The organism is Hymenobacter sp. B81, from assembly GCF_044628455.1.
Lineage (GTDB): Bacteria > Bacteroidota > Bacteroidia > Cytophagales > Hymenobacteraceae > Solirubrum.
Window position 1 is genome coordinate 1,193,636 of the sequence record NZ_JBIYZW010000002.1, and the last position, 16,748, is coordinate 1,210,383.

The following is a 16,748-nucleotide window of genomic DNA, read 5'->3' on the forward strand; positions in this document are numbered from 1 at the left end:
GGCTTGGGGCTGCCGCCAGGGCTTGCAGGAGAGCCTGGTGGCGAAGTACCGAAGCGTGGGCCTGGCGATTGGGGCGCGGAGCACGTAGTATTCCGGCGGCGGCTGTTGCCGCCTGCCGGGGTACCTGGGCCCGCGCCCGGCCCTGCTTCACCTTTCTGCAGCTTCCCTTATGCACCTTCACCACATCCGACGCGGCAGCGGCCGGCCGCTGCTGCTTATCCACGGCATCGGCAGCAGCTGGCGCGGCTGGCAAACCATTCTGCCCGCGTTGGCGGCCCACCGCGAGGTTATTGCCGTGGACCTGCCCGGCCACGGGCAAACGCCGCCGCTGGCGGGCGAAAACTCCATTTACACCCTGGCCGACGCGCTGACCGCGTGGCTGCACGCCCAGCAGCTGGTGGGCGTCGACTGCGTGGGCTCGTCGATGGGGGCGCGGCTGGCGCTGGAGCTGGCCCGGCGCGGGGTGCTGGGGGCCGTGGTGGCCCTGGACCCCGGCGGGTTCTGGGCCGGCTGGGAAAAGCCTTTTTTCTACTACAGCGGCGCCGGCGCGGTGCGCCTCATTCGGGCGCTGCAACCCCTGATGCCCGCCCTCACCGGCAGCGCGCTGGGCCGCACCTTGCTGCTGCCGCAGTACTCGGTGCGCCCCTGGCGGGTGCCGGCCCACGCGGCCCTCGACGAGATGCGCACTTACGCTCGTACCGCCAACTTCGACGAGCTGCTCTGGCACCTGGCCTACGGCCAGCAGCAGGAGGGGGCGCCGCGCGGCAGCATTCGCCACCCGCTGGTGATTGGCTGGGGGCGGCAGGACCGGGTGTGCTTTCCCCGGCAGGCCCGCCGCGCCGTGGCGGCCTTTCCCGACGCGGCGCTGTACTGGTTTGACCGCTGCGGCCACTTTCCGCAGTGGGACCAGCCTGCCGAAACCGTAGCGCTGATCTTGTCGGCGACGGGGCAGCGGGGGGCGGCCCAGGAAACGGGTACCGGCTGGGCGGCTAGCAGCCGGGGGGGGCACTAGCCGCTCAGCCTGCCCGGCGAGCGGTGAGGGCTATTAGAGCGTCATGCTGAGCGAAGTCGAAGCATCTCTACCGCTTCGTTGATATAGTATCAGACGAAGCGGTAGAGATGCTTTGACAGGCTCAGCATGGCGTTTTATTACGGTCGTTCTGCTCAGCTCGGCAGGACTGTTCTAGTGCCTGCTCAGCATGACGTTTTACTACTGCTGTTTTACTCTGCTCAGCATGGGCCGCCGGGCGGCGGTAGGCCGGCGGCTACTGCTGGGCGGGGGGGTGGTCGAAGTTGAGCATCCAGGGCATGCCGAAGCGGTCGGTGAGCATGCCGAAGGTGGCGCCCCAGAAGGTTTCTTCGAGGGGCATGGTGACCTGGCCGCCCTCGGCGAGGCGGGCAAACCAGGTGCTGATTTCCTCGGCGCTGGTGCAGTTCAGCGACAGGGTGATGGTGCTGCCCGGGGTGACGGGCTGGCCGTTGGCGTCGGAGGCCATGAGGGTGAGGGGGCCTTTGGTGAGGCAGGCGTGCATGATGCCGGCTTGCACGGCCACGGGCAACTGGTCGGCCTCGGGGGCTTCGTCGAAGGGCATGAGCTGCAGCTCGCCGCCGAGGCACTGCTGGTAGTACTGCATGGCCTCGCGGCAGTTGCCGTCGAAGGTGAGGTAGGGGGCGATGGTGGGCTGGTTCATAGTAGGTGAGGGGGTTTGGAGGTGGAAAAAAGGATGGGCAAGCGGCCGGCTTGTGCTAACAAAATTAGTAGTTGTATCGGTAAGGCAAAATATTTTAGTATGTATATTGATGAAGGTGGTGAGAGGTGGGCTTTGGGGAGCGGGGAGGGCGAAAAAACGGGGCGGGGTACATGCACAAGCGCCCGGCTTCCGCAGGGGAGCCGGGCGCTGAAACGGGGTAAGCGGGAGCATTACAAGTGGGCGAGAGGGGTAGAGCGTCATGCTTCATCTGGCGTCCGCCTCGCGAAGCATCTTACCTTACGACTCAACGAAGCGGTAGAGATGCTTCGGCTGCGCTCAGCATGACTAACGTCTACATTCCTACGCAAGGACTTAGGCGACGGGGGCCGGGACAGGTTTGGGGCCGCCGGAGTCGGCGGGCTGCTCGTAGCGCTGGGCGGTGTTGATGGTTTGGCGGGCGGAGAGGTAGGCGGTGTGGAAGCGGGGCTCGGGGCGCTGGTAGCGGACCATGAACTTGTCGAGGCGGTTGCGGAGCAGGGCGGAGGCTTCGCGCAGGTCGGCGGCGAGGGCGGCGTTGTGGGCTTTGACGTCGGCGATGGTGGCCCGGGGCGTGGCCTGCTCCTGCTGGAAGGCGGTGAGGGCGGCCTGGAGCTCGGTGAGCTCCTGCGCGGTGACGCCCTGGGCCAGCAGCTCGGGGAGCAGGGCGGTGGCGCGGGTGTGGAGGTGGTGGGCGATGCGGGCGAGGTCGTTGTCGGGGGCGCGGCGGAGCTGGCGCTCGGTGTAGTCGGCGTCGGTGTGGAGGCTGATGTCCTGGGTGGCGTCGGCGTGGGCGAGCAGGGCGGCGGCGACTTCGGCGGCGCGCTGGGCCAGGAGCTGCTTGGTGGCTTGCTTGACGGCGCCGGGGCGGGCGCGGTTGCCGGCCTGCTGCTGGTTGGGGGCGGTGGGGGCGAGGTCGGCCACGAGGTCGGCCAGCTGGGTGCGGGCGGCGGTGAGGGCCTGGTTGGTGGCATAGAGGGCGGCGTGCTGCTGGAGCACGGCGAGGGTGGCTTGCAGCATGCTGAGCCGGGCCCGTTGACGATCGGTCATAGGAATGGGGTTTGAAAAGGGTTAGTGGTTGAGGTTAATATAGGAATATGAAGGATAGATGGTACTTGCGGGTGAGAAAATAATTCAGCGGGGGTGGCAACGCCCTTGGTAGGGGTGGCATAGGGCTTGGTGTGAGTGGCAAGGGGCTTGGTGGGGGTGACATGGGCCACTTACCGGGGTGACATGACGTTTGGCAGGGGTGACATGCCCCTTGGTCGGGGTGACATGGCGTTTGGTCGAGGTGACAAGGGGTACGTGCAGGGGTGACAAGGGCTTTGGTCGGGGTGACAAGGCGATTGGTTGAGGTGACATGCCGTTTGGTTGGGGTGGCAACAGGCGGGACCTCACCCCCCGGCCCCCTCTCCATAGGGAGAGGGGGAGCCTGACGGGACGGGGAGATTGGGCGGCGGCTACGCGGCGGGGGCAGCGGATTGGCGCTTGGGGAACAGCAGGGGAGCGGCGAGCAGCAGCAGGGCGACGGCGGTGAAGAGCAGGCCGGCGACCCAGAATTTGGTGGCGAGGGAGAACGGGGCTGCAAGGTGCTGGGGGAGCTTGTTCAGCGCGGTAACGGCGTCCGAATCATACAGACCCAGCCGGGTAATGAGCAGGTGCAGCACCAGCACCAGCGCCGGAATGGCGCGCCGCTCGCCCAGGCGCGCCACCACGAGCCAGGAGAGCAGGCTGGCGAGAAGCCAGGCCAGGAGGGGCGGGAAATGATTTGCATACCACAGATAGGTAATCAACGGGCCCCACTCGTCTTGCCAATGGGCGGGCAGGAGGACTGCCTTGGGGCCTACGCGGAGGGCCACCTCTAGCATGTCGGCCGCGGGGAGCAGCATGAATTGGTCGATGGCCAGGGTGAGGAAGAATGCGGCCAGCAGGTGCAGGGCTAACAGGCGCCAGTTGATGAGGGACATGATAAGTGGGGGTAGGATATAGGGTAAAGCTAGGGGTTTGGGGAGGTGGCACAGCATGCTGAGGGGTAGTTGGGGTGCTATGTAAGACTCCCCTCAGATGCTGCTGATCCTTATATCACGATGTCATGGCCACCGCTTTTATCTGCCTTATCAATCTTCTCTCCCTTAAAATTCCACTCCCCTTTGTGCTTGCCATTATAATCACAAATTTCAAACGAACCAGTCTTAATATCTATAGATAAATACGTGTGATTTGTCGAAGAGCCTGCTTCGTATATCTTTCTTATCTTAGAAGCATTTGAGTTTTTTTGGGAAAGAGCATGGTTGTACGTATATCCGTTTAATTCGGCGACAACTGATCCTCTCTCAATTACTAGAGCTGTTTTTTCAGATGGATTATTTACTCCGTTTAAGTAATCATCAGTTGATGGTTCAATGGAATTGCATAGTTCAATATTAGGGAAATGTTTTTTAGATGGGTTCCATCGTTTCTTTCGAAGTTCATTCCGACAATGTTCTTTCACATGATCTTGATAACACCATTGTGTGATATTGCAAATATTTATACAATTTAAATTTGTGGTCGTGAGCCTTGTATTAATTGTTATTTGTTTAGTGTGAAAATGGGTGTTGTTTCTTCCTAGATATAAGAAGAAGCGGCTTTGGGATTCATTTAAGCTATTTAGTGCTTCTTTAAAATAGGTATATATGGATTCTGGATAATGGTGAATTAAATCTGGCTCTAGTGTGTGCTCAATATTAGTGGAAATAAAGTTGTGTTCAATTGTGTTATTATTTATTAATGTATATAATATTGGTACTATCTTGTTAAAATACGATTTGGTCATTGACCAAGGGGGCAGTTGAGGCGAATCCCATAAATTTAACTGGAATTGATCGTTCCAAATGATCTTTGTGAATTTGTTGCTGTCTATAAAAGTTAAAAGACTGCTCAAATCGTTTACGAATGCTATATCACCCTCTGATTCCCATTGTGAACTACTTATATATAATGCGTCTGGGTCAAGTATTGTATTCATATACCTCTCAAAGTGAATTTGATTTTTTGATTTTTTTGATTCCCGCTCTGATTATTTTTTCCTGTTCAGATGCTGTTTGGTCAAAGAAATCCTCTGGCCAATTAATAACACCTCTTCTTTCATCGATTTGAATTTCTTCAGCTGTTGACCCTCTTTTTGAAGGCTTTATAAAATAAATTTTGATGAGTTTTAGTAAAGAATATTCCTCGTCCTCGACTATCCTTCGGACAAGCCTATTGACTATATGGTCACTATGTGTTTCTGCAATTACACTCTTGCCTGATAAAGCAAGAGATATAAAATAGTCTGCCATTTGCATTTGCAATTTCGGGTGCAAATGAATCTCAGGCTGTTCCAAAAGCAGCGTCCCTCCTTTAGGCATCCTTATGCCTTCTAATATAATTGGGAATATCTGACTAACTCCAAAGCCAACGTCAGCGATGTTAACTTGGGTTTTACTAGATGAACTAGAATTAAGCTTCAACTCTATTATGCCCTCTTGGATTTCTGGGGTGAAGCTTTTAATGCCCATTAAATCTAGCCACGATCTGACAGCTTTTCCTAATGATACTTTTTCGTTTATAGCGAATTTTTCTGTTTTATGGTCGAAAAAATAGTGGTTTCTTATCTGCTTGTCTTGCTCTTCAAAATAAATAAATGCGGCATTCTCGCCTTTTATTCCTACTTCGGTGTATTCATTTTCATAAATATATCTTCTTGACGGTTCCTCCCGAAGAGGTCCGATGTATTGGTAGTTAAAAAAAATTGCCTGTAATAAATTTCTTATTCTGTAAAATGCAAATTCAATAACAGGGGTTTGCCGATTTGTGTCAATCATCACAGGGATAAGGTTAGCAAAGGCAATCTTTGCTGTGCATTCTCCATGTGACGTTTCTTGTTTTAACCTGGAAGAATAAGAATTTCTTGGGATATTTTGCCAGAGTAGTGTGTACTGGTTTTCTTCTATCCTGGTCATTTTAATTGAAGATTGAGTTATTTCGCCATCGGTGTTCTTTGCAGATACATTAATTTGCATCGATTCTACATCAATTGATTTAATAGTTGATGTATTCCTTATGCTTTTCCCAGATTTAAGTGTGAAAGATATAGAAATATAGAAATCATTATCCCGAGAATTCCCTACTGGGCATAAATGTTTTAATGTGTAAGTTAATGGCATTTGTCCTCTATTAACCTTTCTAATCTCTTCTTTTTTGATATTTATTGCGAATGATATTTTTACGGGTTTGTCAATGTCTTTTTTGTGTATTATATTATCAAAATTGCCTAAATGCACGAAGCGCCCATTTAGGATGACGTTTTGATGAGGATTTTTGCTCTCTACAGTCTGCTTCAATAACAATAAACTTTGTAGAATAGAGCTTTTCCCGCAGCTATTTGTTCCACAGAGTATCGTTATAGGCTTGATCTGCAAATCAGATAGTTTTCCAAATCCCTTGAAGTTTTCAAGTGTTAAGTTAGTAATCATGTCAATTTCGAGCTTAAAGTGGTATTTCTGAAAAGTGCTAGTTAGGAATTTCTCTGCTTACTTCCATCATATTTAGATTCATGGAGCAACTTTCTTTTGTCTTGCCGGCCTTTTATTAGGAGTTCCAAAGTACTTCTCTAGCTCTGATACATCTTTCATCGGTGACATGGGTGTTAGAGTAACTCATTCTGTAGCTTGCGCAAGTGTATGCACGCCATATTTCGGCAAATGGGGAGATGAACTGCTGAGATACAGCTACGGCAGGCGCAGGGTGGGCAGGGTGAGGCCGTCGCTGAGCAGGACGAGGCGGTAGGTTTGGGTGGCGGGGTCGGGGTCGAAGCGCAGGCCTTCGGCGGACTGGGGGTCGTCGAAGAAGGTGGTTTCGCTGTCGGGGCGGAAGCGGGTTTGCTCGCCGGATTTTTCGAGCAGCAGCAGCTGGCCGCCGTCGACGCGCACCTCGAACACCTGGGCGGGGTCGGCCAGGAGCTGGAAGCGGCCCACGTAGCGCTGGAGCAGGGCGTCGGGCACGGTGACGGGCTGGCGGTTGACGGCCACGGGCACCTGGTACGGCTCGCCGGCGACGATGGCGGGCACGTCGCGGATGATTTTTTCGACGGGCAGGCCGCTGAAATTGCTCACGAACAGGAAGGTGAGCCGACGGGCGGGGTGCAGGTAGAAGTAGGCGCGGTAGCCGGGGCGGCCGCCGGCCTGCACCACGGCGCCCTCGGCATTGAGCAGGCGCTGGGCGGCCGCGGGGGCCAGCACCCGGCCGCTGAACAGGCCGTCGGCGAAGCGGGCGAGGTCGGCGAGGGTGGCGTAGTAGTTGCCGGTTTCGAAGCGGTTGATGGCCAGGGCGTCGACGGGGCGGATGCGGCGGTTGGCCTCGGGGGTGAAGCCGTGGGCGAAGCGGGGCACGCGGCGGGCGGCGCGGAACTCGCCGGTGTGCTTCATGCCGAAGGGCCGCAGAATCTGGTGCTGCACGAAGTGGGCGTAGCCGCGGGGGCTGGCCCGGTCGACGATGTGGTGGAGCAGGAAGAAGCCCACGTTGGAGTACTGGGTGCGGGCGCCGGGCTCGAAGAGCAGGGTTTCGTGCCGGGCCAGCTCGATGGTGCGCGCGAGGCTGACCTGCCCCAGGTCCTTGTGGTTGGTCAACTCGCGGGGCAGGCCCGACTGGTGGTGGAACAGGTGGGCGACGGTGATGTCGCGGCCGCGGGGGAAGTCGGGGATGAACTTGCTGACGGGGTCTTGCAGGCTGAGGCGGCCCTGCTGGGCGAGCAGCAGCACGCCGTAGCGCACGAAGAGCTTGGACACCGAGGCGATGATGAAGCGGCTGTCGGGGCCCACGCGCAGGCTGTCGCTCTGGCCGGGGATGTTGTAGGTGCCGCGCAGCAGCTCCTGGCCCTGGCTGGCGACGAGCACGTTGCCGTTGAACTGCTGGAGGTTGGCCAGGGCCTGGAAGTATTCGTGGAGCTGGGCGCTGGGGGTGGGGGCGGCGGAGCTGGGCGATTGGGCCCGGAGGTGGAGCGAGGTGCTGAGCAGCAGCAGGCAGAGCAGGAGTCGTTTCATGCGGGGGCGGATGGGGCGGCAAGGTAGGAGGAAGCGGGGACCTCACCCCCGGCCCCTCTCCCAAAGAGAGGGGTGCCATACGTCAGCTGGGCTGGTTGTGAGGGAGGAGAGTAGGAACTGTCACCCTTCGGCTGCGCCTCAGGATGACAGACGAAAGGGTAGCCCTTCCTGAATAGCGCTGTTCTCAAGCGTCAGCACGCGGGATGCCTCGTTCCCCCCTCGCTTGATGCGCGACATGACGTTCTGGGTGGGTGCCCTTCACAAAGCGACCGTGTCTGCCCTGTCCGCTTGTGTCCGTCTAATCTACCGCCGCTTACCCGTCCTTATCATTCGGCATGGCAGCCGTGGCACCACCGGCGGCATGGATTCCACGGCCGGCCAGCTCGTTCATCAGCTCGCGGGCGTGTTGCACGTCGGGGACTGGGTCTTGTCAAAACGAAACGGCCACCCTTTACTTAGGCGGCCGTTTCGTTTTGGGCTTGCGTGTCGTTGATTATTCAGTGCGGTGCAGGTTTGCTACGTCGGCCAGGTAGTCTTTCAGCTGTTGGAGCTGGGCCGGCTTGTAGTTAATCAGGCGCAGGCGCTTCATTACGCCGGGGCCGTGCTGCTCGTACAGCGCGCCGAAGGAGGAGTTCAGGAAGGAGCTGGAAAAGGCCGTCAGGTTCAACAGGGAAAGCGAAACCGGGCCGTCTTGGCGGGTCAGGGCGTCCTGCAGCGCGACGAAGAGCTTGAGGCCTTCGGTATTGGTCAGCGTGTCGTGGACGATATCGAACAGATGCAATACCGGGCCGTGGAGGGCGGTGGAATTCATCGGGAAGTCGGTTGGTAGGTTTAGCAGTATACGGACTTTGACTCAGAAAAGCGACGCTTCATCTTCCAGCACGTCGGCTTCTTCGGGCGGGAGGTTGTCGTAGAACAGGCGGATAGCAACCGTTGTTCCGGGGAAGTTTTCGCCGGCCAGCGCCTTCGGGTACGGGTTGCCGGCGCTGTCGATGTGGTAGATGGCCTGGGACGTTTGAATGGTGAGGGTGCCACCTAGCGCGGCCAATCCGGTGCGGAGCGTATCGAGCCCCCGTCCCCGGTTGTGCGGGCGTGACTTGGCGGAGAAATGCAGTTGTAGCGCCTGCCGCAGCGCATCGACGGGTGTTAGCTGATTCTGGCCCTGGGACTCCAGATAGCGGTTGACGGAGTTCGGAATACCCATGCCAAAATCTGCTACCGCAATGAATAGTCGGCGAGTGGAAGGGTAGTATTGCACCATGCAGTAGGCGATGCGCTCCGTGGCGCCTTGGGCAAAAGCGTGGTCGAAAACGTTGTTGAAGATTTCGGCCAGATACGTAGGGAGGACCGCGAGGTCCTTATCCTGGAAGAAGCTGGCTTTGTAGTGCCGGAAAGCACTTTCAGCGTAGGCGGCCATACTTTCCGGCTCTACCTTCCAGAATACAAACGAGGTGGAATCGGCAGGGACGTTGAATGCGCTGGGAATCGGCCTGGGAGTTTGTGGCCATTGGTTCAGGAAGCCGATGCTTTCCAGGTAGGAATAAACGACCGAACCGCTGCCTGCGAAGTGAATCGGGATGCCAGCGAGCCTATATTCTTCCAGCAAACAAGCCAGCGTTACAACGTGGTGGGGCTTGACCGTTTGCTCATTGGTCAAGTCTACTCGTAGGGAGGAAAGACCGGGTTTGGCAGCCTGCACTTTTACCAAGCGGTTACCCAGCAGAAAAGAAGCCAACTCGGGAGCTGTCGTAAAAGCTTGAAAGGGAATAATGTGCTCCATAAATAGGGTTAGTGGACCACAAAGGTAGCGGCTGGTTAACTGGTTGCAATCAGGATAAGCTTATGTGACTGTCATATGACGATTGAGCAGAAAAGTGGCGTTTGCAACCTGCAAACGCCGCTTTCTTATGTGACAGCTCTACTATCTGGCGTCAGCACGCAAGATGCTTCGACTGCGCTCAGCATGACGTTCTTGTCTACCTACCCCTCGCCCTCGTCGTCGGTCACGCTGGCTTTGGCGGGTACCGGGTCGGCGTCGTCGAGGGCCAGCTCGGCGAGCAGGCGGCGGGCGTGCTGCACGCCGCGCACTTCGTCGATGGTGACGATGAGCTGCTCCTTGCGCTCCTTGAGGCGGGCCGAGCGGGGGTGGGTTTGCACGTAGTTCAGGATCTGGCCGAACTGCTCGCCCTGGAAGTAGCCTTCGTGGCCTTCGCCGGCGTCGAGGTAGCCCTTGAGGGTATCTTTCTTGAGCGAGATTTTGCTGAAGCCCACGCGGCAGGCCTGCCAGCGCAGGCGCACGATGTCGGCCAGCTGCTCGACCTCGGCCGGCAGCGGGCCGAAGCGGTCGACCATGCTGCTGATGAGGCGGCGCAGCTCCTCGGGCTTCCGGGCGCGGTCGAGCTTGCTGTAGAGCTGCAGGCGCTCGGAGACGGACGAGACGTAGGAGTCGGGAATGAGGATTTGCAGGTCGGTTTCGACGTTGCACTCGCGGGGGCGGGCAAAGTCGGCGGCGTCCTTGAGGCGGCCGGTGGTGTCGCCCAGGAACAGGTCGCGGAACTCGGTTTCCTTGAGCTCCTGCACGGCTTCGTCGAGGATCTGGTGGTAGGTTTCGTAGCCCAGGTCGTTGATGAAGCCCGACTGCTCGCCGCCGAGCAAATTGCCGGCGCCGCGGATGTCCAGGTCGCGCATGGCCACGTTGAAGCCCGCGCCGAGGTCGGAAAACTCTTCCAGGGTGCTCAGGCGCTTGCGGGCATCCGAGGGCAGGCCGGCTACGGGCGGGGTGAGCAGGTAGCAGTAGGCTTTCTTGTTGGAGCGGCCCACGCGCCCGCGCATCTGGTGCAGGTCGCTGAGGCCGTGCATGTGGGCGCGGTTGATGATGATGGTGTTGGCATTGGGAATGTCCAGGCCCGATTCGATGAGGTTGGTGGACACCAGCACGTCGTAGTCGTGCTCCACGAACTGCATCATGCGCTTTTCGAGCACGTCGCCCTCCAGCTGCCCGTGAATGTAGGTGATGCGCGCGTCGGGCACCAGGCGCTGAATCATGGCGGCCTGCTCGGTGAGGTCCTTCACGCGGTTGTGCACGTAGAACACCTGCCCGCCGCGCTTCAGCTCGCGGGCAATGGCGTCGCGCACCAGGTGCTCGTCGAATACGGCCAGCTCGGTCTGCACCGGCTGGCGGTTGGGCGGCGGCGTCGAAATCACCGACAGGTCGCGGGCGCCCATGAGCGAGAAGTGCAGGGTGCGCGGAATGGGCGTGGCCGTGAGCGTGAGCGTGTCCACGTTCACCTTCAGCTCCTTGAGCTTGTCCTTGGTTTTCACCCCGAACTTCTGCTCCTCGTCGATGATGAGCAAACCCAGGTTCTTGAACTTGATGTCCTTGTTGGTGAGCCGGTGGGTGCCGATGAGAATGTCGGTCTTGCCCTCGGCTACCTTGGTGAGGGTTTCCTTGGCCTGCTTGGTGGTTTTGAAGCGGTTGATGTAGTCCACCGTCACGGGCAGCTCGCCCAGTCGGTCGCGGAAGGTCTTGAAGTGCTGCATGGCCAGGATGGTGGTGGGCACCAGCACGGCCACCTGCTTGCCGTCGGCCACGGCCTTGAAGGCCGCCCGAATGGCCACTTCCGTCTTGCCGAAGCCCACGTCGCCGCACACGAGGCGGTCCATGGGGTGGGGCTGCTCCATGTCGTTTTTCACGTCCTCGGTGGCCTTGGCCTGGTCGGGCGTGTCCTCGTAGATAAAGCTCGATTCCAGCTCGGCCTGCATGAAGGAGTCCCGGGCGAAGGCGTGACCGGGGGCGGTTTTGCGCTTGGCGTAGAGGCGAATGAGGTCGGCGGCAATGTCCTTGACCTTTTTCTTGACCGCCTTCTTCTTGTTTTCCCACTCCGGGGAGCCCAGCTTGCTCATGGTGGGCGGCGTGCCCTCGGCCCCCGAGTACTTGGCAATCTTGTGCAGGGCGTGAATGCTCACGGTCAGCACGTCATCGTCGCGGTACACGAGGCGGATGGCTTCCTGCAAATGGCCGTTGACGTCGACCTGGGTGAGGCCGGCGAAGCGGGCAATGCCGTGGTCCTGGTGCACCACGTAGTCGCCGGGCTGCAGGGTGCGCAGCTCCTTCAGGGTGAGGGCCTTCTTCTTGCTGAATTTACGCTTTTCCTGGGCGCGGTAGTAGCGCTCAAACAGCTGGTGGTCGGTGTACACCACGATTTTGCGCTGCTCGTCGATGAAGCCCTCGCGCAGGCCGATGGCCAGGTGCTGAAAGCGCACGTCGTGGTCGAGCTCGTCGAAGATGGTGCGCAGCCGGTCGATCTGCCGCATCGAGTCGGCGGCAATGATGTTTACCAGGTCGCGGCTCTGGTTTTCGTGCAGGTTCTTGACCAGGCGCGAGAAGTCTTTGTTGAACGAGGGCTGGGGCTTGCTCGTGAATTGCAGCTGCTCGGCCTCCTTGTAGTAGAAACGCTTGCCGAACTCGAGCACGGGAAAGCGCTCCAGGTGCTTTTTCAGGGCCTTGGTGGTTTCAAACAGCTCGTCGGGCCGGGACTTGATCTGCTGGCCGTGGGCTTCCTGCAGCATGGCCTGAAAGCCTTGCTCGGCCTTGTCGAACTGCTCGCCCACCACGTCGAGCAGCTGGCGCACGTCCTTCACCCACACGGCCGTGTTGGCGGGCACAAACTCCAGGAAGGACTCGCGCTTTTCGGTCAGCAGCTTGGTTTGCACGTTGGGTACGATGCTGATCTGCTGCTTTTTCTCCACCGACAGCTGCGAGTCGGGCTGGAAGGTGCGCATGCTCTCAATTTCGTCGCCGAACAGCTCGATGCGGTAGGGCAGCTCGTTGGCGTAGCTGAACACGTCGACGATGCCGCCGCGAATGGCGTACTGGCCGGCCTCGTACACGAAGTCGGTGCGCTCGAAGTCGTACTCGGCCAGCAGCTCGCCCAGGAAGTTCACGTCGAGCCGGTCGCCCACCTTGCAGCTGAAGGTGTTCTGCACCAGGCTCTGGCGGTTGATGACTTTCTCGCTCAGCGCCTCGGGGTAGGTCACGATGAGGGTGCCCTTGGGCGCCGGCTCACCGTCTTTCTTGGCATTGGCCCGGGTTTTCTCGTCGGCCGTCTTGCCCTTCTCGCCCGACTTGCCGCTGAGCCGGTTCAGCACCTCGGCGCGCATGAGCACGTTGGCGTTTTCGGTTTCGTCGAAGGAGTAGGCGCGCTTGTAGGAGCTGGGAAAGGTGAGCACCTCCTCCCGGTCGCCCACCAGGTTCTGCAGGTCGGAGGCGAAGTAGGCGGCTTCTTCCTTGTCGTGAAGCACGAACAGGAGGTGCTCGTCGGGGCGGTCGAGGTGCAGGGCGGCGGCCACGGCCGCGTCCTGGCTGCCCACCAGGCCGCGCAGGTGCAGGCGCGGGCCCGCGTCGCCCGGGGCGGCCTGCAGGCGCAGGGCCAGGGTCTGGATATCGGTATCGAGCGAATAGAGGCGCAGGAATTCGGAGGCTTGCACGGGCGGTAGTTGTGAGGGGCAGCAAAGGTAGAAGCCCGGCCGGGACAGAATTCCGGTCGGGCGCACTGCAGGCAATACCCCGGCGGGGGGCCGAAAGTTTCCCCGCCGGCCGGCCCGGCGCTGCCGGCGTATCTTAGAGCGTTTTTTAGCTTAAATATTCCGTGCGCGGTTCTTCTCACCTGGCCATTGGCCTGCTCACCGGCGCGGCCGTAGCCGCCGTGGTGCCCGACTTCAAGCTTTCGTTGCCCGGCATTGCGCTGGCGGGCTTCTCGTCCCTGGCGCCCGACCTCGACCACCCCGGCTCGCGGCTGAGCAAGCGCCTGGGTTTCGCGCAGAACTACGTGCGCTGGGCCTTTGCGGCGGCGGCGGTGCTGCTGGCCGTGTACGCCCACTTCAACCTGGCGGCCGGGCCCAGCAAGCGCGTAGCCCTCACGGCGGCGCTGTCGATGTTTCTGATCGGCATGGCCATGCAAAACCAGTCGGCGCGCAAGCTGGCGCTGCTCTTCACCGGCGCGGGTGCGGTGCTGGGCGGACTATATTGGGAAATGCTCTGGCTGAGCTTGCTGGGCGCCTTCGTGGCTACGGCCCCGTTTACCGCCCACCGCAGCTGGACGCACACCATCTGGGCCGCGGCGCTGTGGACCTACATCGGCTACCTGGCCGACAAAGACCTGGGCTGGCAGGGCGTGGCGGCCTACGCCGGCGCGGGCTACCTCTCGCACCTGCTGGCCGACACGCTCACCAAGTCGGGCATCCGCTACCTGCTGCCGCTGTCCGACAAAGCCGTGAAGGTGCCGCTCATCAGCACCGGCTCGCGCTCGGGCAACCTGCTGGAAGTGGCCATCTGCGTGGGTTACGGGCTGGTGGTGGCTTTGCTGCTCTGGCAGCGCTTCGGCGCGGCCCTGCTGCTGGGTTAGGTTCCGGCTCAGCCCGCCGCGGCCAAACCGCACCCCGGCTGGGAACGCGGCAGGAGTGGAGCTGCAAGCTCAACTGGCCGAAGCCGGTTCCGGACCAGGAACGCGAAGGGAGCCGGTGCTAGTTATATGTGCAAGTATTTGTAACATTGTACGCCCGACCGCATGCAACCCGTCGGCAGTTATAAGTGCCTTATTACTACTTTGTGGCCGATGTTGCGGCACTGGCAGCTGGGGGACTTGGACGGGTTGGTTGCGTTTTTGGGAATAATTCTGGATTGCGTTGGAATTGAATAATTCCGTTGTGTAATTATCGTTGAACCTTGATTCTCTGAGTTGTTTAAGTATGTAAAATTCACTATGCCCTTTGTACCTTTGGCCACCACCGGCGCTACGACGCTGCTTTGCCGCACCCTTTTCTTACCACTTACACACACCCTGTTGCATGAACCCGATGAATAGCCCACTGATCCGGATCGGCGTCTTCTACGACGGCAATTATTTCCTGAAGATCAGTGATTACTACTACTTCCAGCACGAGCGTAAAGCTCGCATCAGCCTGGAAGGTCTGCACGAATTCATTCGCCACCAGGTGGCCGAGGATGAAGACGCCGACGTGCGCCTGTGCCAGATCACCGAACCTCACTTCTTCCGCGGCCGCCTCTCGGCTACGGAGGCCCGCGAAAAAGACCGTCTGTTTCACGACCGCCTGCTGGACGACATCCTGATGAACATGTCGATTCAGACCCACTACATGCCCCTGAAGACCCGCGACGGTCGTTTGCAGGAAAAGGGCGTGGACGTGTGGCTGGCCCTCGAAGCCCTGGAACTGGCCCTCACCAAGCACCTGGACGTGGTCGTGCTCATCGCCGGCGACTCGGACTACGTGCCCCTGATCAAGAAGCTCAACACCGTGGGCACCCGCGCCATGCTGCTGAGCTGGGACTTCAAGTACACCGACTTCAAAGGCGAAAACCGCGTAACCCGCCCCTCGCAGCTGCTGCTCGAGACGGTAAACTACGCCGTGGCCATGAACGAGGTCATCGACAACCCGGTGAGCAAGTACGAGCCGCTGGTCGACGAGCTGTTTGTGAACACACCCGAGCCCTCGACCTACCCCAACGTGGCTACCCCGCGCCCGGCCTACGTGCCTACCGCCGCCGGCCCCGAGGGCTCCATCGGCGTGAGCACCATCAAGAACCTGAAGAACGGCTACGGCTTCGTGGTGATGCCGCCCAACAACCTGTTCTTCTCCTACGCCGACATGGCCGACGGACAGGACTTCAACGAACTGCACGAAGGCGACTGGGTGGAGTTCACCGTGGGCCGCAACCACCGCAACGAAGACTGCGCCCGCAACGTGCGCAAGGTGGAAGCCCCGACGGAAGGCGAAGAGTACGACAACGAGCCCGAGCCGGAATCGGCCGAAACCGAACAGGTATAAATTAGTTCGCCCGGTGGCCTTAAGCGGCCGGCTGGCAGCCTCCTTACCCCGGAGCTGCTGGCCGGCCGCTTTGCGTTGGAACCCCTAGCTAGCCGACTCCAGCCCCAGTTGGCCGGTGAAAGCCTGAATAAACTCCTGCTTGCTGGCCGGGTAGCGGTTGAAGGTGCCCAGGCCGCGGGCCACCGTCACGCCCCGTGCCGGGCACTCGATGGTGCCATCGACCACCACCAGGCTTTTGCCGTGGTGCTCCACCCGGGCCGTGGCCAGCAGCTCGTCGTGCAGGCGCACCGGCTGCAGGAAGTTCAGCTTGAATTCCACCGTCGACACCAGCTCCTGCTCCACGAAGGCCTGGGTGAGGGCCGCAGCGCCCAGCACCGCGTCCATCAGCCCGGCCACCACGCCGCCGTGGCAGATGCCGGGCGACGAGAGGTGCTGGTCGCGCACCGTCATGGTATAGCTCACCTGGCCGGGGGCCTGCACCCGCAGCACCATGCCGTTGGTGCGGCCGTAGTGGTTGATCTGGTTGTAGAAGGCAATCAGCGAAGCTACGTCGGGCAGTTCGGGCATGGCATACGAAATTGAGAAGGGCCGAAAAGGTAGGTTTCTTTCCGCAACTGCCGGCCGCCCCGGCTACAGGTCTTTGCGCATGAGAACGTGCGGAATAACGCCGAACAGCGTGTGCGAGGGCTCGACCACCGCGTAGCCCAGCCGCTGGTAGAACCCCGCGGCCCCGGCGCGGGCGTGCAGCACCAGCTCGCGCAGGCCCTGCCGGCGCGCTTCGGCTTCCAGAAACTCCAGCAGCTGCCGCCCCACGCCGTGGCCCTGCCAGGGCGGCGCCACGGCCATGAAGCGCACCTGGCCCTGCCCGGGGCCGCCGGGGCTGAGGCGGGCCACGCCGCCCACGCGGCCATCGGGGGCGCGCCACAGGGCGTGGGTGGTCGTGGGCGCGTCGTCGTCGGGGGCGCGCTCTGAGCCGGGGGGCTGCTGCCAGGGCTGGCGCAGCACGGCGTAGCGCAGCTGGTAGTAGGCCGCCCAATCGGCGGCGGCAAGTGGGGTTTCTACGGGCATGAGCGGCGGAAAAGACGGAAAAGCGGGCGGCCTCCGCAGCCTTTTG

General features: G+C 59.9%; 14 protein-coding genes. 3 read left to right on the plus strand and 11 right to left on the minus strand.

The window, feature by feature from the left end; genetic code table 11:
• The first annotated feature begins 169 nt into the window (after nucleotides 1-169).
• On the plus strand, nucleotides 170-1,012 hold the full coding sequence (locus tag ACE191_RS16310) for an alpha/beta fold hydrolase (RefSeq protein ID WP_400193304.1): 843 nt from the start codon (nucleotides 170-172) through the stop codon (nucleotides 1,010-1,012).
• 253 nt (nucleotides 1,013-1,265) lie between these two features.
• Here the strand turns inward: ACE191_RS16310 and ACE191_RS16315 are convergent, their stop codons facing one another.
• The 9 genes from ACE191_RS16315 to mfd form a co-directional block, all read right to left on the minus strand.
• A complete protein-coding gene (locus ACE191_RS16315) occupies nucleotides 1,266-1,691 on the minus strand; it encodes a VOC family protein (RefSeq protein ID WP_400193305.1) in 426 nt (141 codons plus the stop codon).
• A 372-nt stretch (nucleotides 1,692-2,063) separates the two neighbouring features.
• On the minus strand, nucleotides 2,064-2,777 hold the full coding sequence (locus ACE191_RS16320; protein WP_400193306.1) for a hypothetical protein: 714 nt from the start codon (nucleotides 2,775-2,777) through the stop codon (nucleotides 2,064-2,066).
• Between the two features lie 410 nt (nucleotides 2,778-3,187).
• Nucleotides 3,188-3,694 (minus strand): hypothetical protein, encoded by a 507-nt coding sequence (locus ACE191_RS16325; protein ID WP_400193307.1) that lies wholly within the window; start codon nucleotides 3,692-3,694, stop codon nucleotides 3,188-3,190.
• Between the two features lie 110 nt (nucleotides 3,695-3,804).
• On the minus strand, nucleotides 3,805-4,734 hold the full coding sequence (locus tag ACE191_RS16330) for a hypothetical protein (RefSeq protein WP_400193308.1): 930 nt from the start codon (nucleotides 4,732-4,734) through the stop codon (nucleotides 3,805-3,807).
• A 7-nt stretch (nucleotides 4,735-4,741) separates the two neighbouring features.
• Entirely contained in the window at nucleotides 4,742-6,223 is a 1,482-nt protein-coding gene (locus tag ACE191_RS16335; protein WP_400193309.1) for a DUF3696 domain-containing protein, read from the minus strand.
• Between the two features lie 255 nt (nucleotides 6,224-6,478).
• A complete protein-coding gene (locus ACE191_RS16340; RefSeq protein ID WP_400193310.1) occupies nucleotides 6,479-7,789 on the minus strand; it encodes a serine hydrolase domain-containing protein in 1,311 nt (436 codons plus the stop codon).
• A 493-nt stretch (nucleotides 7,790-8,282) separates the two neighbouring features.
• On the minus strand, nucleotides 8,283-8,600 hold the full coding sequence (locus ACE191_RS16345; RefSeq protein ID WP_400193311.1) for an STAS-like domain-containing protein: 318 nt from the start codon (nucleotides 8,598-8,600) through the stop codon (nucleotides 8,283-8,285).
• Nucleotides 8,601-8,642: 42 nt separating this feature from the next.
• Nucleotides 8,643-9,569, minus strand: a complete 927-nt coding sequence (locus ACE191_RS16350) for a hypothetical protein (RefSeq protein ID WP_400193312.1) — start codon at nucleotides 9,567-9,569, stop codon at nucleotides 8,643-8,645.
• 200 nt (nucleotides 9,570-9,769) lie between these two features.
• Nucleotides 9,770-13,276, minus strand: a complete 3,507-nt coding sequence (gene mfd / locus ACE191_RS16355; RefSeq protein ID WP_400193313.1) for a transcription-repair coupling factor — start codon at nucleotides 13,274-13,276, stop codon at nucleotides 9,770-9,772.
• Nucleotides 13,277-13,437: 161 nt separating this feature from the next.
• Between mfd and ACE191_RS16360 the strand changes: the two genes are divergently transcribed.
• Together ACE191_RS16360 and ACE191_RS16365 are read left to right on the plus strand one after the other, a co-directional pair.
• Nucleotides 13,438-14,193, plus strand: a complete 756-nt coding sequence (locus ACE191_RS16360) for a metal-dependent hydrolase (protein ID WP_400193314.1) — start codon at nucleotides 13,438-13,440, stop codon at nucleotides 14,191-14,193.
• Nucleotides 14,194-14,644: 451 nt separating this feature from the next.
• On the plus strand, nucleotides 14,645-15,634 hold the full coding sequence (locus ACE191_RS16365; RefSeq protein WP_400193315.1) for an NYN domain-containing protein: 990 nt from the start codon (nucleotides 14,645-14,647) through the stop codon (nucleotides 15,632-15,634).
• Nucleotides 15,635-15,718: 84 nt separating this feature from the next.
• Here the strand turns inward: ACE191_RS16365 and ACE191_RS16370 are convergent, their stop codons facing one another.
• The gene (locus tag ACE191_RS16370) at nucleotides 15,719-16,201 is read right to left on the minus strand and encodes a PaaI family thioesterase (protein ID WP_400193316.1); all 483 of its coding nucleotides are present in this window, start codon (nucleotides 16,199-16,201) and stop codon (nucleotides 15,719-15,721) included.
• A gap of 63 nt (nucleotides 16,202-16,264) precedes the next feature.
• Nucleotides 16,265-16,702, minus strand: a complete 438-nt coding sequence (locus ACE191_RS16375) for a GNAT family N-acetyltransferase (RefSeq protein ID WP_400193317.1) — start codon at nucleotides 16,700-16,702, stop codon at nucleotides 16,265-16,267.
• Between the last annotated feature and the right edge of the window lie 46 nt (nucleotides 16,703-16,748).